The sequence below is a fragment of the Nitrosomonas sp. Nm166 genome, assembly GCF_900112825.1.
Classification (GTDB): domain Bacteria; phylum Pseudomonadota; class Gammaproteobacteria; order Burkholderiales; family Nitrosomonadaceae; genus Nitrosomonas.
Genome location: NZ_FONE01000018.1, coordinates 13,517 through 30,887 on the forward strand (window position 1 = coordinate 13,517; position 17,371 = coordinate 30,887).

Annotated in this window: 23 protein-coding genes; 17 read left to right on the forward strand and 6 right to left on the reverse strand. The window is 42.3% G+C overall.

The window, feature by feature from the left end; translation table 11 throughout:
- Positions 1-92 precede the first annotated feature (92 nt).
- Positions 93-887, forward strand: a complete 795-nt coding sequence (locus BM021_RS06725; RefSeq protein ID WP_090720248.1) for a lysophospholipid acyltransferase family protein — start codon at positions 93-95, stop codon at positions 885-887.
- On the opposite strand, the gene BM021_RS06730 is transcribed toward BM021_RS06725, so the two are convergent.
- The 3 genes from BM021_RS06730 to BM021_RS06740 are packed head-to-tail and all read right to left on the reverse strand — an operon-like array spanning position 838 to position 2,961.
- The gene (locus BM021_RS06730) at positions 838-1,641 is read right to left on the reverse strand and encodes a symmetrical bis(5'-nucleosyl)-tetraphosphatase (RefSeq protein WP_090720178.1); all 804 of its coding nucleotides are present in this window, start codon (positions 1,639-1,641) and stop codon (positions 838-840) included. The two genes, BM021_RS06725 and BM021_RS06730, sit on opposite strands and share 50 nt — an antisense overlap.
- 57 nt (positions 1,642-1,698) lie before the next feature.
- The gene (dapB, locus tag BM021_RS06735; RefSeq protein WP_090720180.1) at positions 1,699-2,505 is read right to left on the reverse strand and encodes a 4-hydroxy-tetrahydrodipicolinate reductase; all 807 of its coding nucleotides are present in this window, start codon (positions 2,503-2,505) and stop codon (positions 1,699-1,701) included.
- Positions 2,506-2,559: 54 nt separating this feature from the next.
- Positions 2,560-2,961, reverse strand: coding sequence for an outer membrane protein assembly factor BamE (locus BM021_RS06740; RefSeq protein WP_090720182.1), 402 nt, complete (start codon positions 2,959-2,961; stop codon positions 2,560-2,562).
- 77 nt (positions 2,962-3,038) lie between these two features.
- Between BM021_RS06740 and fur the strand changes: the two genes are divergently transcribed.
- Both fur and BM021_RS06750 read left to right on the forward strand, forming a co-directional pair.
- On the forward strand, positions 3,039-3,479 hold the full coding sequence (gene fur / locus BM021_RS06745; RefSeq protein WP_090720184.1) for a ferric iron uptake transcriptional regulator: 441 nt from the start codon (positions 3,039-3,041) through the stop codon (positions 3,477-3,479).
- Positions 3,480-3,549: 70 nt separating this feature from the next.
- A complete protein-coding gene (locus tag BM021_RS06750; protein ID WP_090720250.1) occupies positions 3,550-4,899 on the forward strand; it encodes a lytic murein transglycosylase in 1,350 nt (449 codons plus the stop codon).
- A gap of 37 nt (positions 4,900-4,936) precedes the next feature.
- On the opposite strand, the gene BM021_RS06755 is transcribed toward BM021_RS06750, so the two are convergent.
- Positions 4,937-5,923: a malate dehydrogenase gene (locus BM021_RS06755; RefSeq protein ID WP_090720186.1), complete on the reverse strand. Its 987-nt coding sequence runs from the start codon at positions 5,921-5,923 to the stop codon at positions 4,937-4,939.
- 414 nt (positions 5,924-6,337) lie between these two features.
- On the opposite strand from BM021_RS06755, the gene BM021_RS16040 reads away from it, so the two are divergent.
- The 9 genes from BM021_RS16040 (at position 6,338) to dapD (ending at position 11,245) form a co-directional block, all read left to right on the forward strand.
- Entirely contained in the window at positions 6,338-6,400 is a 63-nt protein-coding gene (locus BM021_RS16040) for an entericidin A/B family lipoprotein (RefSeq protein ID WP_256207820.1), read from the forward strand.
- A 325-nt stretch (positions 6,401-6,725) separates the two neighbouring features.
- Positions 6,726-6,914, forward strand: a complete 189-nt coding sequence (locus tag BM021_RS06765; RefSeq protein ID WP_090720190.1) for a PLD nuclease N-terminal domain-containing protein — start codon at positions 6,726-6,728, stop codon at positions 6,912-6,914.
- A gap of 338 nt (positions 6,915-7,252) precedes the next feature.
- Complete coding sequence (locus tag BM021_RS06770) at positions 7,253-7,450, forward strand: YciI family protein (protein ID WP_090720192.1); 198 nt, start codon at positions 7,253-7,255, stop codon at positions 7,448-7,450.
- Positions 7,451-7,581: 131 nt separating this feature from the next.
- Positions 7,582-7,752, forward strand: coding sequence for a DUF1428 family protein (locus BM021_RS06775; RefSeq protein WP_090720194.1), 171 nt, complete (start codon positions 7,582-7,584; stop codon positions 7,750-7,752).
- A 44-nt stretch (positions 7,753-7,796) separates the two neighbouring features.
- A complete protein-coding gene (locus BM021_RS06780) occupies positions 7,797-8,402 on the forward strand; it encodes a DUF1579 domain-containing protein (RefSeq protein ID WP_090720196.1) in 606 nt (201 codons plus the stop codon).
- 65 nt (positions 8,403-8,467) lie between these two features.
- Complete coding sequence (locus tag BM021_RS16045) at positions 8,468-8,623, forward strand: VOC family protein (RefSeq protein WP_256207817.1); 156 nt, start codon at positions 8,468-8,470, stop codon at positions 8,621-8,623.
- A complete protein-coding gene (locus BM021_RS06785; RefSeq protein ID WP_256207818.1) occupies positions 8,620-8,955 on the forward strand; it encodes a VOC family protein in 336 nt (111 codons plus the stop codon). The genes BM021_RS16045 and BM021_RS06785 overlap by 4 nt, the downstream gene beginning before the upstream one ends.
- A gap of 239 nt (positions 8,956-9,194) precedes the next feature.
- Positions 9,195-10,388 carry a succinyldiaminopimelate transaminase gene (dapC, locus tag BM021_RS06790; protein ID WP_090720198.1) on the forward strand — a complete coding sequence of 398 codons (1,194 nt, stop codon included), beginning with the start codon at positions 9,195-9,197 and terminating at the stop codon, positions 10,386-10,388.
- A 35-nt stretch (positions 10,389-10,423) separates the two neighbouring features.
- Entirely contained in the window at positions 10,424-11,245 is an 822-nt protein-coding gene (dapD, locus tag BM021_RS06795; protein ID WP_090720252.1) for a 2,3,4,5-tetrahydropyridine-2,6-dicarboxylate N-succinyltransferase, read from the forward strand.
- A gap of 83 nt (positions 11,246-11,328) precedes the next feature.
- Here the strand turns inward: dapD and BM021_RS06800 are convergent, their stop codons facing one another.
- On the reverse strand, positions 11,329-11,664 hold the full coding sequence (locus BM021_RS06800; RefSeq protein WP_090720200.1) for a BON domain-containing protein: 336 nt from the start codon (positions 11,662-11,664) through the stop codon (positions 11,329-11,331).
- A gap of 181 nt (positions 11,665-11,845) precedes the next feature.
- Positions 11,846-12,799 carry a tRNA (adenosine(37)-N6)-dimethylallyltransferase MiaA gene (gene miaA, locus BM021_RS06805; RefSeq protein ID WP_090720202.1) on the reverse strand — a complete coding sequence of 318 codons (954 nt, stop codon included), beginning with the start codon at positions 12,797-12,799 and terminating at the stop codon, positions 11,846-11,848.
- A 154-nt stretch (positions 12,800-12,953) separates the two neighbouring features.
- On the opposite strand from miaA, the gene BM021_RS06810 reads away from it, so the two are divergent.
- The 5 genes from BM021_RS06810 to BM021_RS06830 all read left to right on the forward strand — a co-directional run bounded on the left by BM021_RS06810 (position 12,954) and on the right by BM021_RS06830 (position 17,186).
- Entirely contained in the window at positions 12,954-13,142 is a 189-nt protein-coding gene (locus BM021_RS06810) for a twin transmembrane helix small protein (RefSeq protein WP_090720204.1), read from the forward strand.
- A 100-nt stretch (positions 13,143-13,242) separates the two neighbouring features.
- Positions 13,243-14,412 (forward strand): BaiN/RdsA family NAD(P)/FAD-dependent oxidoreductase, encoded by a 1,170-nt coding sequence (locus BM021_RS06815; RefSeq protein ID WP_218147827.1) that lies wholly within the window; start codon positions 13,243-13,245, stop codon positions 14,410-14,412.
- 237 nt (positions 14,413-14,649) lie between these two features.
- The gene (locus BM021_RS06820; RefSeq protein ID WP_090720208.1) at positions 14,650-15,048 is read left to right on the forward strand and encodes a zinc-ribbon domain-containing protein; all 399 of its coding nucleotides are present in this window, start codon (positions 14,650-14,652) and stop codon (positions 15,046-15,048) included.
- Positions 15,049-15,680: 632 nt separating this feature from the next.
- Positions 15,681-15,950: a hypothetical protein gene (locus BM021_RS06825; protein WP_090720210.1), complete on the forward strand. Its 270-nt coding sequence runs from the start codon at positions 15,681-15,683 to the stop codon at positions 15,948-15,950.
- A gap of 96 nt (positions 15,951-16,046) precedes the next feature.
- Positions 16,047-17,186 carry a DUF1207 domain-containing protein gene (locus BM021_RS06830; protein ID WP_090720212.1) on the forward strand — a complete coding sequence of 380 codons (1,140 nt, stop codon included), beginning with the start codon at positions 16,047-16,049 and terminating at the stop codon, positions 17,184-17,186.
- The last annotated feature ends 185 nt before the right edge of the window (positions 17,187-17,371 follow it).

Sequence of the window (17,371 nt, forward strand, 5' to 3'; positions counted from 1 at the left end):
TAAGAATTTTCATCAATAAATATGATTTAGGTAACTGAAAAGAACCATAACTTAAGTGATTTTCTCCTATGTCATCCTGCACAACAAGCCTGATGCAGAAAACTACTCCGCTATTATTACGCCTTATTCGCCTGATTCAATTGCTGTTACATGTCACTTCAGGATTATTGCAATCATTTGCTTATCCATTTTTCCCGCTGCACATTCAGCGGCACATCATGCAACAGTGGGCAAGTAGCCTATTGTCGATTCTGAATATTAAATTGCATTGTCATGGCAGACTGCCAGGTCCGGAAGTAACACGTGCATTGTTTGCTGCTAATCACGTATCGTGGTTGGATATCTGTGTATTGATGGCAGCATGTCCGAGCCGGTTTGTGGCTAAATCAGAGATCAATGATTGGCCAGTATTAGGATTAATGAGTAGAAATACGGCTACATTATTTATTGAGCGCGCAAAACGTAACGATACTTTACGCATCAATCAACAAATTATTGAGGTACTGGAAAAGGGCGAACGTGTTACAGTTTTTCCAGAAGGAACCACGACAGATGGTACAGAATTAAGTCATTTTCATGCTTCACTGCTGCAATCGGCTATCACTGCAGATGCGCTACTTTATCCTGTAGCTATTTGTTATCGCAATGTGGCGGGAGATATTTGCCAGGAAGTTGCTTTTATAGAACCCTCGCTGGTTTTATCGTTACAAAGAATACTGCGTCAGGTAAAAATTGATGTTGAATTAACTTTTGATGAGCCAATTCAATGCGGGACGAAGAATCGGCGGGAATTAGCCCGTTTAGCGGAACGAGCGATTGCGGATACGCTGTCACTGCCTATCCCACACAAGAAAGTTGAAAAACTTTTCGGTCCTCCAGCCGGATAGCAGTTAATTGCCTGCCCCAAACGCAGCCACTATCTAACGCAATCAAATTATCCGTCAGATATAATCCTAATGCAGACCAATGTCCACAGATGATGGTATGGTGCTGACTGGCCCGCTGAGGCAAGTTAAACCATGGCAAATAACCCAAGGGAATGGATTGCGGATCACCTTTGAAAGCAAGATTCATTTTGCCATCCCGTGTGCAAATGCGCATCCGTGTCATCGCATTGATGATCACCCGCAAGCGTACATTACTTGGCCATTCATCCTGCCAGTAATTGGGTTCATTGCCATACATGGATGCTAATAATTCCTGATCATTGTCTTGACGCAAAGCATTTTCAACTTCGCGGGCCAATTGCTCAGCTTGTGCAATTGACCAGGATGGTAATAATCCTGCATGTACCATGGCATATGGACCCGCGACATAAAATAACCTTTGCTGTCGCAACCAGTGCAATAGTTCATCTCGATCAGGTGCATCCAGAACGGGCCGGATAGTGTCCTTGGGGTTGCTTTTTATTATTCCTGCTGCGACCATTAATAAATGCAGATCATGATTACCCAGTACCATGATCACTGCGTCGCCAGCCTGTTTGATATACCGCAATAGCGGTAATGAATCTGGGCCACGATTAACAATATCTCCGACCAGCCATAGTTTGTCTTGAGCAGGATCGAACTGGATAAGATCCATCAGACGCTGAAATGCCGTAAAGCAGCCTTGAAGATCACCCATTGCATAAGTTGCCATTGTCGGCTGCCGTTTGTTTTATTTAAATGGTATTTGATCTATGATCACTGTAAGTATTTAACGTAAACCGAGCACATCTTGCATATCGAATAGACCATTCGGTTTGTCGGTCAGAAAACGTACTGCGCGCAGCGCACCCATTGCAAAAGTCATGCGGCTGCTGGCTTTATGCGAAATCTCCACGCACTCACCGATACCGGCAAACATGGCAGTATGATCACCTACGATATCTCCTGCACGAATGGTGGCAAATCCGATAGTTTGCGGGTTTCTTTCGCCAGTAACACCTTCACGTCCATAAACCGCTACTTTACTCAGGTCTCTTTTCAAAGCATCAGCAATGACTTCTCCCATCCGCAGTGCCGTGCCAGATGGCGCATCCACTTTATGACGGTGATGGGCTTCAACAATTTCAATATCATATCCTTCATTGAGCACTTTGGCGGCTATCTCTAGCAACTTGAAAGTCACATTCACACCGACGCTCATGTTCGGGGCAAATACAATGGCGATATCTTTTGCTGCTGCTTTGAGTTGAGCTTTTTCTTCTGTTGAAAAGCCGGTTGTGCCGATCACCATTTTTACCCCGGATTCGCGACAAATGGCAAGGTGCGCAAGAGTGCCTTCAGGGCGGGTAAAGTCAATGAGTTGATGGCAATCTTGCAGGGCGGCAGCAAAATCGCTGACAACAGGAATACCGCAACGGGTACCTATCAATTCTCCCGCATCCTTATTCAGGTAAGGATTGCCGATTCTCTCCAGTGCAGCAGCGAGTTGTATATCTGGTGCTTGCTCAACCGCTTCCAGTAATGTACGGCCCATGCGTCCAGCACTGCCTGCGATAGCGATTTTTTGAGTGATCATGTTATTGGTGTGATGATTATAAATTTAAATAAAAAATGAATATAAACTATCAGTTTACTTTGTTTCCGTCTCTTCAGGTTTGCTCGTTGCAGGTTCTGGTCTGGCTTCTGCAGGCTTGGGCTTTATCGGATCTTTGGAGAAACTTAAATAATTCTCCATATTGATCAGCTTGTCATCTTCAAAAAATATGGTTAATCTTTTCTGCTCAACGAGATCGCCACTTTCTCGCAATACATAAACATAATCCCATCGATTGTCACGGAAGGTATCGACGATCAAGGGCGATCCCATGACAAACAAAACTTGGGATTTGGTCATACCAGGTTTTAATTTTTCTAGCATTTCTTCGGTAACCACGTTGCCTTGCTGTACATCAATTTTGTAGAGAATATGAGGAAGAAATGAGCACCCTGTCAAGACTAGAGAAATGAGCAGCATGAAAGTTTTTACAACCATTTTATTGATATGATATGTTTCTAATGTAAGCGTAACACTATATGATACAGTAAATTATTTTTTGAACAGAGATAACCATGAGTAATTCCGGCGATCTGAAAAGCATAGATCTCAAAAACATTGGGCTTAAAACAACCTTACCACGACTTAAGATCCTGAATTTGTTTGAACAAAGCAGTGTGCGTCACCTATCTGCTGAAGATGTTTATAAGGAATTGCTAAATGAAGGTGAAGACATAGGTTTGGCTACTGTATATCGTGTTTTAACACAGTTTGAGCAAGCTGGTTTGTTGGAACGACATCATTTTGAAAGCGGCAAAGCCGTATTTGAGCTAAAAAGCGATGGTCATCATGATCATTTGGTTTGCCTGCAATGTGGTCGTGTAGAAGAATTCTATGATGCGGAAATAGAAAAACGCCAAATCGCTATTGCCCAAGATCATGGATTTAAATTACAGGAGCATTCATTATCCCTCTATGCGGATTGCATTAAGCCAGCTTGCCCTTATCGAAAGTAAGAGAATGCAAGTGCTTGTATCAAGCTATTCAATAAAAATTAAGGAAACGCTGATTAATTCGGCGAACGTGATGAAGCGCGAGGCGCACGGAACGCAGCAACCGAGACATATCAATCAGATAGACGAGGAAGCGAATACCGCGCAACAAAGCGATTCGCCCGTGCAGTCAATTAATCAGCGTTTCCTTAAGTTTTCCCTACTTTACAGACTAAGTTGCGGGTATATATTTTTAGGAATACTGGTATTTTCTGGCTGGATACCAGCTGTCCATGCGGATAACAATCAGTTTAGTGAATGCATAGCCAGAATCGGTTCTCAAGCAAGAACTGTAGGGATCTCCGATAGAACGGTTCAGCAAGTATTGAGCAAGACTAAATACTTACAGCGCATCATTGAATTGGATCGGCGCCAGCCAGAATTCACACAGACATTTGCAAATTACTTTAACATACGTATTAATGATGAGCGCATTCAGCGCGGCCGAGAATTATTAGTCAGATATCGTACTTTATTGGATCAGATTCAACAAGAAACCGGTGTTCCGGCACAATATCTGATTTCATTCTGGGGTTTGGAAACTAATTATGGCACTCATTTTGGTGATTGGTCGGTCCCTGATTCCTTAGCTACGCTTGCGTGCGATCAACGCCGCAGTAATTTTTTTACACAAGAATTGCTCAATGCGATGCGTATCATTGATGTGGGGGATATTTCTCCTGAGCGGATGATTGGATCGTGGGCAGGGGCGATGGGACATATGCAGTTCATGCCGTCAACTTTTCTAAGTTATGCTAAAGATATCGATGGCGATGGACGCCGTGATCTATGGGGCAGCATTCCGGATGCTTTGGGGTCAGCGGCAAACTTTTTGCAGCAACTGGGCTGGATTTCAGGATTAAATTGGGGACAAGAAGTTCGATTGCCACCGGCTTTTGATTATTCGTTGGCCGGACGAGATCAAATGCTGAGTCAGGCGGAATGGGCAAAACTGGGTATTACCACAGCATCTGGAGCGCCATTGCCGCCGATAGAACAGAGAGCTGCATTACTCGTTCCCGCCGGCCATCAAGGACCGGCTTTTTTGGTTACCAGGAATTTTTATATTCTCATGCGTTGGAATCGATCTGAATTTTACGCCTTGTCAGTAGGGCACTTGGCAGATCGTATTGCAGGCGCAGTTGCATTACAACGCACGCCACCAGTTGATACTATAAGAATAACACGGGAACAGGTGCGCCAGCTTCAAATAGATTTGTCGAAATTAGGTATTGATGCCGGCGAAGCCGACGGTGTCATGGGTTCAGCGACGCGTCAGGCGATCAGTCGTTTTCAGCAAAAGACGCAACGTATTGCAGATGGCCATCTGGATGTCACAGTGTTAATTGCTATTCGAGAGGCAGCCAGCTCTTTATCCCGCTAAAATATGGAAAAACTGGTATCTCAGATTTAACTCAAATTTAATTCAGTAGATGTTTAATTGCTGCTTGTTCGTTAACCAATTCCTGGTAGCTTTTCTGCATTCTTTCCTTGTCCCGTTCATTTATTTCTAATCCCTGAACAATTTCATACTGACCGTTCTGACAGATAATTGGGAAGCTGAAGATGACGCCAGCAGGAATACCATAGCTGCCATCGGAAGGTACTCCCATTGAAACCCAATTGTCTTCCGGAGTGCCAAAAACCCAATCTTGCATATGATTAATAATGGCATTGGCGGCGCTGGCGGCGCTTGACCTGCCACGACGCGCTTCGATAATTGCCGCGCCGCGTTTCTGGACTGTCGGGATGAAGTGGTTTTCTATCCATGCAGGATCTGCTAACAAAGAGGTTACTTTGTTGTTACCGATGGTTGCATGACTTAAATCAGGAAATTGTGTATTGGAATGATTGCCCCATACGATTATTTTCTTTACATCTGACACAGGCACTCGCAGCTTTAACGCAACCTGAGATAATGCACGATTATGATCCAACCGCAACATTGCTGAGAAATTACCAGGATCAAGATCGGGAGCATTTTTTAGAGTGATGTAAGCATTCGTATTGGCAGGATTGCCAACGACTAACACTTTGACATTCCGCTTGGCGACTGCATTGAGTGCTTTTCCTTGTTCAATAAAAATAGGACCATTGGCTGCAAGGAGGTCTTTGCGTTCCATATTTTCCCCGCGCGGGCGTGCACCTACCAGCAAAGCAATATCGACATTATTGAACGCAACTTCTGGATTGTCTGTAGTAATAATTTCTCTTAATAACGGGAAGGCACAGTCATAAAGCTCCATGACAATGCCATCAAACAAGGGCTGCGCATCAGTAATATCATGTAACTGTAGAATAATCGGCTGGTCTTTGCCAAACATATCACCTGCCGCTATGCGATATAGCAGGCTATAGCAAATCTGTCCAGTTGCGCCAGTGACAGCAATACGAATAGGCGGTTTCATTTATTCCAATCCTCTAGAAACTACCAATAGACTGAGAAAATTGGCGGTATATGGGGAAAAGTAAACAAATTATACTTGGAATCAAAGTCTCGCGGAAGAGCAAGTTTATTCACAAAGTAACAGAGCCATGTCATTTCATAGTATCAAATTTAAAGAAAGGCTTTGGAAAGTACGGAATTGGATCAATACAATATTCATGAGAACTCACTTCTCCAGATGAAATGTACGATTACGTACAGACTAGCATGAGGATGAGGAGGATTATAAAAAATAGCTTGGTATTATTTGTTATGGTTCTTCTAACGATTTTAAAAGAAAACCTTATCATTATTAGATTAAAAAGAGCTCATTATGAAAATGTTAACTTTTATGATTGCCTTGATTGCTGTTATTCAGTTATCTGCATGCAACACTATGAGAGGAGTGGGGAAGGATGTTCAGAGTGGTGGCAGAGCAATTGAAAAGTCTGCAGACTAGCTACTAAAAGGCTAGAGACGAAGAGATTCATTGCTTTGAGGAACTTATAAGACTATTGAACGTTGAATTTTCCAAAGGCCAATAACTGTACTCATAACCGTGGATAATCGCGGCACACTCACATCCATCTGAGTCAATGGATATCTATAAATTATGTGAACGATGAATAGAGGAAAATCTATGATCGATAGCTGTGAAGTACTTCAGCTAAATCTTTAGCTGCTTGGATTCATTATTGCTTCCTTCTAGTAAGAGCCCCACAGTGCAATTACTTATCTTATATGTGATATTGAGTTTGCATTAATTCAAAAATAGGAAAATAATCATGGATATTGAAGTTGGTGGTATTTCTGGTCTTATTTTGTTAGTCCTGGATGTATGGGCAATTGTAAAGGTCACTCAAAGTTCAGCATCTACAGGTAACAAAGTATTATGGATAGTAATAATTTTGATTCTGCCTTTAGTCGGTTTGATTCTGTGGTTTTTTTTGGGGCCAAGAGAGAGGATAACTTAGTAAGCCACTAGAAAGTCAACTTGAACATTGTAATGATTGTTTGATATATTTGTACCAGTTTGTACCAGTTTTAATGAATAGTTGGTTCAGCATTTAAAAACTATTAATATATATTAATCAGCCACTTATATTATTAAGTAAGCCAACAGATATGCGATCAGTTCGGTAACTGTACAGTCTGGTTTGAGCTTGTACAGATGTACAGGTTATGCATTCTTAACCATTTTAATCAAGAAACCTTCGGTAGCATCATTCATCACTGTTGGAATCCGATTTATCTCGATTTTCCAGTCGTAGCCTCTAGAATGACTTGGTCTTAGGTTTGGCTTACGTAAGTTATGCGTAAGGTTGGCATCGATGTGGCAGCCGTTGGACTAGGAAGCCTGCAACTGGATTCTACCGCTACAACAGTTAGAGTACGCGATGGCAAAATTAATATAACTGATAGGCTTTTCACCGAAACCAAGAACTTATTGCATTATGATCAAAGGCATGTCGAAGGCCAAAGCCATCGAATGGAGCAAGCGCTTTCCTAATCCTCTGGGCGAAGGAGTGAGTGTGAATTGAAGTGTGGCAATTGTTTGGGCTGGATGGTTCGAGCCAATTGAGACTATTGATTTAATCGGTCGCGCGAGCTGGAGGCCACCAGAGCGATTGAATTTTTTAAATGGCTCTTAATTTTGCATGGATCGTCTTTGAATCGAGGGAACAGCGTGACCGAATTAATCAGGCAGTGATGGCTGATCCACGTTTGGCAGGAATGATGAATTCCGATTCTCCGCCGTTCGATTGCAAGCGTATGGTATACGGTGGTTTCAAGATAATTGTTGACTTCTAGAAAATCTATTTTTATTGATAAATTAAATCTTATACGAGGAAATCATGCGCTATATACAATTACAATTTATTTTTACTGCTTTTTATGTTTTGTTAGCGATATCTGCTGCTATTGCTGATGACAAACATAGTGATAAACAGATGGATCCGCGAGAAATGATGGAGGTTTACACTAAGCTGGCTACGCCAGGGAAACCTCATGAGTTAATGGCAAGTCTCACAGGTAGTTGGACGACGAAGACTAAAGAATGGATGGATCCGCAGAAACCCTTCATTGAATCCACGGGCACCGCAGATATAAAAATGCTGCTAGACGGGCGCTACCTGCAGCAAGAGATTACCGGTACTATGCACGAAAAGCCTTTTTCAGCAATCTGGACCATTGGATACGATAATCTACTCAAGCAATATGTTTCGACATGGATCAGTACGATGAGTACGGGGGTTTTCATGATGGATGGCACGGCCAGTGAAGATGGTAAAATCATTACCTTTAAAGGCCAGCATGCCGAAGTGGGAGGAGGACAGATGACACATCGCGCCATCTGGAAGATTATAGATAGCAATAGCCAGGAATTTGTGATGTATGGTACTCATCATGGTGGTCAGGAAATGAAAATGCTGGAGACTACCTATTCAAGAAAACAGTAACTCGGTAACAGGAGTCACTTTCCTGGAGAAGAGGAAAGCGGCTTGAATATTTTGGGAGTAAATGTATGCAAAAAATCAACCCCTGCTTATGGTTTGATCACCAAGCCGAAGAAGCGGCCAATTTTTACACGGCCATTTTTAAGAACTCACGCATCAAAAAATTGCCCGGTATGGTAAAGCAGGTTTCGAGTTCCATTGCAAATCGGAAGGATCTATTATGACTGTGGAATTTGAGCTGGATGGTCAAACATTTACCGCCCTCAATGGAGGACCGGCGTTCAAGTTTAATGAAGCCATATCGTTCCAGGTAGTTTGTAAAACACAAGACGAAGTAGATTATTACTGGAGTCAGCTCTTCCAAAGCGGCGATGAACAAGCTCAGCAATGTGGTTGGCTGAAAGACAAATTCGGTGTTTCCTGGCAAATTGTCCCGGAAATTCTGGGTGATCTACTAGGCAATTCCAGTTCTGAAAAATCAGAGAGAGTGATGCAAGCCATGCTACAAATGAAAAAGATCGATATTGCCAAGCTTAAATCGGCTTATGATGGATAAAATAAGCAATGCAATAAAAATAGCCTTTTCCTAGAGTCTCATAATATCCTAATTAGGCTCAACCTGTCTGGGTGCAGGTGTGATCAAATGAAACACAGATTCCCGATTGCTGCAACATGATTTGGTTTAAGTTGTTCATTCTTGCCAGTGCGTTTTATAATCCGCGCACAACAAATTATTCAATTTTTGAGGTAGTCAGTGCAAAAGCTTATCACTGAGCATTGCGGCTAACACAGGGTATGAATCCAAATCTGAATCAACTGCAGCCTTATCCGTTCCAAAAATTGCGGCAACTGCTTGAAGGTATCACGCGTAATGCTGCGTTAAGTCCAATCGAATTGCAGATTGGTGAACCCAAACATGCAACACCTGATTTTATTCGTCAGGCGATGGTGAACAATCTTGATGGTTTGTCCACTTATCCGACGACACATGGAACCTCATCGTTACGCACCAGCATCGCGGCATGGATTAAACGGCGTTTTAAGCTAACCGATATCAATCGAGATACAGAAATCATTCCAGTCAATGGCAGCCGTGAAGCGCTGTTTTCCTTTGCGCAGGCGGTGATTGATCGCAGCATTTCTCAGCCGGGGGTAGTTTGTCCCAATCCGTTTTATCAGATTTACGAGGGTGCTGCACTATTGGCGGGAGCCATGCCGTTTTTTATTAATACATTGCCGGATGACCATTTCAAGCTGGATTATTCACAATTAACCGATGCAGAGTGGTCACGCACGCAACTGATTTATGTATGCTCACCCAATAATCCTACAGGCAGCGTCATGAAACTGAATGAATGGCGGGAATTGTTTGCGTTGTCAGACCGCTACGGTTTTGTGGTGGCCTCGGATGAATGCTATTCGGAAATTTATTTTGATGAAAAAAATCCGCCCTTGGGAGCGCTGGATGCTGCGCAACAACTGGGCCGCACTGGTTTCCCACGCCTGGTGGTGTTCAACAGTCTGTCAAAACGTTCGAATGTACCGGGGCTGCGTTCTGGCTTTGTGGCCGGCGATGCCAAACTATTGGAAAAGTTTTTGCTGTACCGGACTTATCATGGATCGGCGATGAGTCCAGCCGCTCAGGCTGCTAGTGCTGCGGCTTGGAGTGATGAAGCGCATGTGGTAGAAAACCGCCGTTTATATGCCCAGAAATTCTTCGAAGCCGTAGCGCTGTTATCGGATGTAACGGCAGTGCAGATGCCGGATGCAGGTTTTTATTTATGGGTCAAAACCCCCATCAGCGACACCGAATTCACCAAAAAGCTATATCAAAATTATAATGTGACAGTGCTGCCGGGCAGTTATCTGGCACGTGAAGCGCATGGTATGAATCCAGGAAAGAATTTCGTGCGGATTGCGCTGGTTGCATCACCGCAAGAGTGTATTGAAGCCATGAGCAGAATGAAAAATTTTTTAAAATCCTTATGACTCAATGCCTTGAATTTAAATTATCAGGAAAAAATATGAATGAATTAGAAACCATCATTGAAGAAGCTTTTGATCGTCGTGCTGAGATTACACCGCGCAATGTTGATGCCAGTTTAAAGGAGGCGGTCACACAGGTTCTTGCAATGCTTGATAGCGGTAAACTGCGCGTAGCTGAGAAAATCAATGGTGAGTGGATGACGCATCAATGGATCAAGAAAGCAGTGTTGCTGTCATTTCGTATTGAAGACAATAGCTTTATCAAAGGGGGTTTTTCTAATTATTTTGACAAAGTACCTTCAAAATTTGCTGATTACAGTTCAAGAGATTTTCGTGACGGTGGTTTTCGTGTCGTGCCGCCTGCGGCAGTGCGCAAAGGCTCATTTATTGCCAGTAATGTGGTGTTAATGCCGTCGTATGTCAATATCGGTGCGTATGTGGATGAAGGCACCATGGTTGATACGTGGGCGACAGTTGGATCCTGTGCGCAAATTGGCAAGAATGTGCATTTATCGGGTGGGGTTGGCATCGGTGGCGTACTGGAGCCGGTGCAGGCGAATCCGACGATTATAGAAGACAATTGTTTCATCGGGGCGCGCTCAGAGATTGTGGAAGGGGTGATCGTCGGCGAGAATTCAGTAATTTCAATGGGCGTATATATTGGTCAGAGTACGAAAATTTATAACCGCGAAACCGGAGAAGTCAGTTATGGCCATATTCCACCGGGTTCTGTTGTGGTATCAGGTAATTTGCCGGCTGAGAACGGAAAATACAGCCTTTATTGTGCAGTGATCGTCAAACAGGTAGATGCTAAGACTCGGTCGAAAACCGGTATTAATGAACTACTGCGTGGAATTTGATTGATTTAATCAAATAAATAAAAAATCCCCGTCATTGGGGATTTTTTTATTCAGATCTGGACAATTGATGGCTCAGTTTCTGATTATTTTTTGACGATCTGGTTATCTACTTTCTTTACTCCGTCCACGGTCCAAGTATGCATGTTGACGCGGGTAAGCTGATCTTCATTATTAACCGTGCCACTGAGGACGACATTGCCATCGTTCACTTTAATATCGATTTGGGTGCCTTGTAAAAATGGATCCGATTGCACCGCTGAAGTAATGCGTGCATAAATGGTCGAGTCATCGTAAACCGGTGCAGAAGGTGGAGGAACCCAGGATTTATGTGTTCTTTCAGCGTAGTTTTCGCAAGCAGTCAGTACAAACACTGTCATCAATAGTGCTGCTAAAGTAAATAATTTATAATGGATTTGCATAGTATTTTCCTATTAGTATTTTTCTAATGAAACCAAACTCTGCAACATAAACGTTCTTAGTTCGATTGCCTTTGTTAACCAAGTTCTTGTTCTGAGATATTTTAAATCATAACCCTACTGACAGGATATACAATAGATTCAGAAAATAGCATGCATTAAAGGTCAAACCGGTATTTTAATTCTATCCGAGGCTTTCTTGTAAAAAGCGTTGCACCTGTGCAGTTAAATTCCTTGTCAGACAATCAAATTCCTGCATTGCATCAGTTTTCATGCTGCGCAACCAAGTCAGTTGCCGTTTAGCTAATTGGCGAGTGGCGGCAATTCCCATATTGCGCAATTCGGAAAACTTTATCTTATTATCCAAATAAAAACAGGTTTGACGGTAACCTACACTACGCATTGATGGTGATTCAATACTAAGGAAAGGAAATTGTTGGCGAATGGATTGAACTTCCTCGATCAATCCGCAGTTCAACATGACTTCGAAGCGCTCTGCGATGCGTAGATGTAATTGGCTACGCTCGCTGGGAATGAGCGCAATGCGTATTTTGTGATAAGGAAAATTTGTTTGCCGAGGCATATTCAGAATCTCAGACATCGGTCGCTGAGTTAAATAGCATACTTCCAGAGCCCGTTGAATGCGTTGACTATCTGTCGGCTTAATGCGCGCTGCAGTTTCTTGATCTAATTCAGCCAGTCTCTGATGCATGGCTGACCAACCCACTTCTTTAGCCATATTTTCGAGCATCAGGCGTAGATTATGATCTGCTGGCGGCAATAAAGATAGACCTTCCTGTAATGCCCGGAAATAAAGCATCGTACCGCCGACCAGCAGTGGAATTTTGCCGTGCCGAGTGATCTCATGCATGATATTCAGCGCATCATCACGAAATTGCGCAGCTGAGTAATGCTGATCTGGATCAATAAGATTAACCAGATGGTGAGGTGTACGAGATAGCGTTGCCTGATCGGGTTTAGCCGTTCCGATGTCCATATAGCGATAAACTTGAGCAGAGTCAACACTGATAATCTCAACTGGAAAATTCTCTGCAATATCCAAAGCAAGCTGGCTTTTGCCACTTGCAGTAGGACCCATTAAGAAAATAGCTGGTGGCAGATGGGTTAAATTGTGCATCGTAGCTATGGAATAATGGATGAGTATTGAAACAAGCTATTGAACTAACAATGATTGGGCTGAGGCATTAATATTTAATAGTGAATAGTCATTGGACAATTCGTAAAACTCGGCTAAACTCTGGCACATTCAAACTTCTCGTAGGGGCAAGCCATTGAAAATCTTCGCAGCCATATTATTTCTTATCATATTATATAGCTTAGGCTCAGCGTTGTATTACATGTACAAAGATAAGGGGAGTTCAACACGTATGGTCAAGTCCTTGAGCATACGCATTGGTCTGTCGCTTTTTCTATTTATTGTCATGATGATATCGACTTATTGGGATATGGTGTTCAACTAAGAATGTGCCCTGTAAAGAAATATTGATATATTCATCGTGATCAATAATCTTGAGAAAGCTCTCCAAAGATGTCGTCATCATAGGCTCAGGCGCGGCAGGTATGATGTGTGCGATGGAAGCTGGCAAACGCAGACGCAGCGTATTACTGATCGACCATGCCCGAAAATTGGCAGAGAAAATCCGTATTTCCGGTGGCGGTCATTGTAACTTTACCAATCGCCATACCAAGGCGGAAAATTTTCTTTCCGGTAACCCTCACTTTTGCCGTTCCGCCCTTGCTCGTTTCACACCTCAGGATTTTATTGCACTGATTGAGAAACACCGCATTCGGTACCATGAGAAGAAATTAGGGCAATTGTTTTGTGATGATAGCTCACAGCAAATCATTGATATGTTGCAGCATGAATGTGCAATCGCGGGTGTGGATTGGCAAATGCCTTCTCAAGTCAGGCATGTTGAGTATGTTTCAGCCGATGAAGAAACGCCATATACCAAGCAAAAATTCATACTAACAACAGAACGCAATACTATTACAGCAGGTTCACTAGTAATTGCCACGGGTGGTTTGTCAATTCCTCAAATTGGTGCCAGTGCATTGGGGTATCAAATTGCTCATCAATTTGGTATTCGTGTAACGCCTTTGCGTCCGGGATTGGTGGGCTTAACTTTTTCTGCTGAAGATTTTATTGGTTTTAAAAATATTTCAGGGGTGGCGCTTGATGCTGAGGTCAGTTGCAGGGGTACTTCATTTCATGAAAATATATTATTTACTCACCGTGGCTTAAGTGGTCCCGCAATTTTGCAGATTTCCTCTTATTGGCAACCTGGTGAACCGCTTCATATCAATTTGCTGCCCCAGCAAAATGCACAGCAAATTTTTTTAACATATAGACAAAGCACTGTGACGTTACCAAATCTGCTGGCCCGTTATCTACCGAAACGTTTTGTGCAAGTATGGTGCTCAGTAATGCTCGCTCAGCTATCCGTGACTGAAAAGCCCATGAATCATTATCGTAATAATGAATTAAGCCACCTTGCAGATAAGCTTCACGATTGGCAAATTGTTCCGAGTGGAACGGTGGGTTATAAAAAAGCAGAAGTCACGCTGGGGGGTGTTAATACGCATGAATTATCATCCAAGACGATGGAGTGCAAGCATATACGAGGCCTATACTTTATCGGGGAAGTGGTGGATGTTACCGGTCATTTGGGTGGATTTAATTTTCAGTGGGCTTGGTCGTCGGGTTACGCAGCCGGACAAGTAGTTTAAGTATTTCATAGCGTATTTTATTTTTAATTGCAATTGAGCATCAGATACATTGTTAGCATCCTTGATGAAATATGCGTTATTTAACCCTCTGATAGCACGCCGATCCAATTTTTCTTTTAGCGTATTTCATTGTCTTTGCAGTAAATGATAATATGAATTCAATGTCTGACGCTGCTTTAAGCCGTAGCTAGTTTTACAGTAAATCATTTTATAAAATATCATTACAAGGACTTTATTATGCGTTGTCCAAAATGCGGAACAGAAAATTCGGATCATGCGGAATTTTGTATCAACTGTCATGAAAGTTTGTTAAGTAATCCTCAACCAGACGTGGGTACGAATCAGTACATCAGCAATGAGTCAGTCATTCAAAGTGAGACTAAGGCGCATGATTCTCTGCAGGTGGGCAAGAGAAATCCATCGCATGTTTCAGATAGTGAAAAACCAGTGGTTTCAGTTGGACTAAATATCGCCATCATTATCGGTACGATAATTTTTCCCATTGTAGGCATAGCCATGGGTTATACCTACTTTAGAAAAGATCATCCCGATGCAAAAAGAGCAGGAAAAAACTGGCTAGTACTTGGATTAATTATGTTTTTATTAAATATCTTCTTAGTTAGCTTCATGAAATAATGCTCGGCTATTTCGCTAGGCTTGAGTGATCTTTAAGCTGATGAGCAAACTTTACAGCTCACAGCTGAAGCTCGAACTACTTACTTTACAACAACAAACTGCATATTTATTTGTTTTGCTAATAGTGAATATCAGAACATTCTAGTTTATATCCTGTATTCATGAACTTGCTAAATACCAATATTGTTTTGACCTCATTCCTGCGGGATGAGTGAAACTAGTTACTCTTATCTATTCCAATTATGTGACCTGTCTAATAGACAGGTTCACTCAATAAGTGTTGCAATACCAGAAAAATTCAATTAGTCGTGGCTTTTGTTGATTTAGGTTTGCGTGATCCTGAATGGGACGTTGCAATACCAGAAAAATTCAATTAGTCGTGGCTTTACTTCGTTCACTAACCGATTGGCCATGCTTAATCTAACACTATTTTTACTCTTGTTGCTGCGGTTGAAATACTTGGTTAATAGGTATTTACCGGTATGAGCAACTTGAGTATCGCGATAGAAATCTGCCTATGTAAAGAGGAGCCTTCATTCTTTACCGAAGGATAGCAAAGCGGAAAAGTTAGGTATGCAGTTTGTTCGTGTCTGTATTAGTGAGATTCATTCTAAGCGTACAGGAGATATAAAATGAAACGATTTATATTCATCATGTTGACCATGTTTTTATCATTTTCTCAGCCAGGACTTGCTGATGAATCACTCAATGAAAAAACGGAGGCAGGCAAGAATGGCAAGCAAGTCGACAAGTCCGTAAATCGTGCAGAAGAAGTAACCTGTGCTGAAGGTGATCTTGAATGTCTGCAGCGAAAGGCCGAACACCGTGTAAAAGAAGTTTACGATTCAAGTAAAGATAAGACTTCTGAAATAAGAGAAAAAATTGATAATGACAGGAAGTAATATTGACTCCTTTCCGATTAAGCTGGCAGTAAAATTTTATCAGTCTGTTTCAGAATAGAAAGTAGTATTTCTGGCAATAAAATTAAGGAGAAAATAATGAATTCTGTGCGGCTTCTTGTTTTCCCTGTAATCTCTTTATTTCTAGTAGCACCTAGCTATAGCGATGTGATACCCAATGATTCGTATATTGCGGGCTATGCAACCGGGATTCTTAAACGTGATTTCAAGCTGGACTTATCCTCATTAATTGTGCGAAATGGGATTATTACGTTATCGGTACCGCAACTGTCATCAAAAGATCGTGCTCAAATTTTGAAGATGTTATCTGAAATTCCTGGAGTAAACAGCGTAAAGTTGCTAGAAACCGATAATCAGCAAAGAAGTGCGGCTATTACTTCGCCACCCACTGAGGAAGGTACTCCTGCAAGTTCTGCAAGTCCATTTGTATCAGACTCAACAGCTCTGCCTACAGGTTTTCTACCCGCAGGGCATCTATTCAAACCTCTGTTAGCTGATCCGCGCTGGGCGCATTTTTCAGCCGCTTATCGTAACTATGTGGGCGATAATCTTGATGGGAATAATAACGGATCAGTGAGTTTTGGTGAAACTATCCCATTTTATCGAGCTAATCTAGGTCAATCGACTATTCAATGGGAAGCCGGTTTACAAGCTGGGGTTTTTAGTGACTTCAATCTCGATGCGCGTTCTTCCGATTTAATCAATACGGACTTTATTGCTTCTGCCTATTCAAGTATGCGAAAAGGCCAGCTCTCTGCTTTCGCCCGGATTTATCATCAAAGCTCACATCTTGGCGATGAGTTTCTGTTAAGAACTCGTCTAGAACGTATTAATCTCAGCTATGAAGGCGCAGATCTTAGGTTCTCGCAGGAGCTACCTTATGGAGTACGAATCTATGGTGGAGGAGGAGGAATTTTTCATAAGAACCCATCTACGATTAAGCCTTGGTCAGTTCAATACGGAATTGAATTCAGAAGCCCGTGGCGGATTAATTTTGCAGCCATGAGACCTATACTGGCCGTTGACTTTAAGAATTTCGAACAGAACAACTGGCGGTTGGATGTGTCTGCCAGAGCCGGCGTTCAATTTGATAATTTTGGTGCTTTTAATCGCAGGCTTCAATTTTTGATAGAGTATTATAATGGCAACTCTCCTACGGGTCAGTTCAATAAAGAAGCGGTTCAGTATCTCGGAATTGGTGCGCACTATCATTTTTGATGAGCTATGCCTTAGGTGCTTTGATTTTGCAATGCTAAAGCCGAGTTTTGATAGTTGACACATCGTTAAAGTTAACGAGTCAGCAATAAGTCTTTATGTGTATGGCATCACCTTACATTTTCTTTAATAACTTGACCAACCAATGATTGCTCGTTACGGTAACTAACCGGACCACCTATGCGCTA

Coding starts and splice junctions, on each gene's coding strand:
- BM021_RS16045 (WP_256207817.1), top strand. CDS start 8,468: ATGCAAAAAATCAACCCCTGCTTATGGTTTGATCACCAAGCCGAAGAA.
- BM021_RS06740 (WP_090720182.1), bottom strand. CDS start 2,961: ATGGTTGTAAAAACTTTCATGCTGCTCATTTCTCTAGTCTTGACAGGG.
- BM021_RS06765 (WP_090720190.1), top strand. CDS start 6,726: ATGGATATTGAAGTTGGTGGTATTTCTGGTCTTATTTTGTTAGTCCTG.
- dapC (WP_090720198.1), top strand. CDS start 9,195: ATGAATCCAAATCTGAATCAACTGCAGCCTTATCCGTTCCAAAAATTG.
- BM021_RS06820 (WP_090720208.1), top strand. CDS start 14,650: ATGCGTTGTCCAAAATGCGGAACAGAAAATTCGGATCATGCGGAATTT.
- BM021_RS06750 (WP_090720250.1), top strand. CDS start 3,550: ATGAAGCGCGAGGCGCACGGAACGCAGCAACCGAGACATATCAATCAG.
- BM021_RS06770 (WP_090720192.1), top strand. CDS start 7,253: ATGCGTAAGGTTGGCATCGATGTGGCAGCCGTTGGACTAGGAAGCCTG.
- BM021_RS06815 (WP_218147827.1), top strand. CDS start 13,243: ATGATGTGTGCGATGGAAGCTGGCAAACGCAGACGCAGCGTATTACTG.
- BM021_RS06780 (WP_090720196.1), top strand. CDS start 7,797: ATGCGCTATATACAATTACAATTTATTTTTACTGCTTTTTATGTTTTG.
- dapD (WP_090720252.1), top strand. CDS start 10,424: ATGAATGAATTAGAAACCATCATTGAAGAAGCTTTTGATCGTCGTGCT.
- fur (WP_090720184.1), top strand. CDS start 3,039: ATGAGTAATTCCGGCGATCTGAAAAGCATAGATCTCAAAAACATTGGG.
- BM021_RS06730 (WP_090720178.1), bottom strand. CDS start 1,641: ATGGCAACTTATGCAATGGGTGATCTTCAAGGCTGCTTTACGGCATTT.
- miaA (WP_090720202.1), bottom strand. CDS start 12,799: ATGCACAATTTAACCCATCTGCCACCAGCTATTTTCTTAATGGGTCCT.
- BM021_RS06775 (WP_090720194.1), top strand. CDS start 7,582: ATGGCTCTTAATTTTGCATGGATCGTCTTTGAATCGAGGGAACAGCGT.
- BM021_RS06785 (WP_256207818.1), top strand. CDS start 8,620: ATGACTGTGGAATTTGAGCTGGATGGTCAAACATTTACCGCCCTCAAT.
- BM021_RS06825 (WP_090720210.1), top strand. CDS start 15,681: ATGAAACGATTTATATTCATCATGTTGACCATGTTTTTATCATTTTCT.
- BM021_RS06830 (WP_090720212.1), top strand. CDS start 16,047: ATGAATTCTGTGCGGCTTCTTGTTTTCCCTGTAATCTCTTTATTTCTA.
- BM021_RS06725 (WP_090720248.1), top strand. CDS start 93: ATGCAGAAAACTACTCCGCTATTATTACGCCTTATTCGCCTGATTCAA.
- dapB (WP_090720180.1), bottom strand. CDS start 2,505: ATGATCACTCAAAAAATCGCTATCGCAGGCAGTGCTGGACGCATGGGC.
- BM021_RS06800 (WP_090720200.1), bottom strand. CDS start 11,664: ATGCAAATCCATTATAAATTATTTACTTTAGCAGCACTATTGATGACA.
- BM021_RS06755 (WP_090720186.1), bottom strand. CDS start 5,923: ATGAAACCGCCTATTCGTATTGCTGTCACTGGCGCAACTGGACAGATT.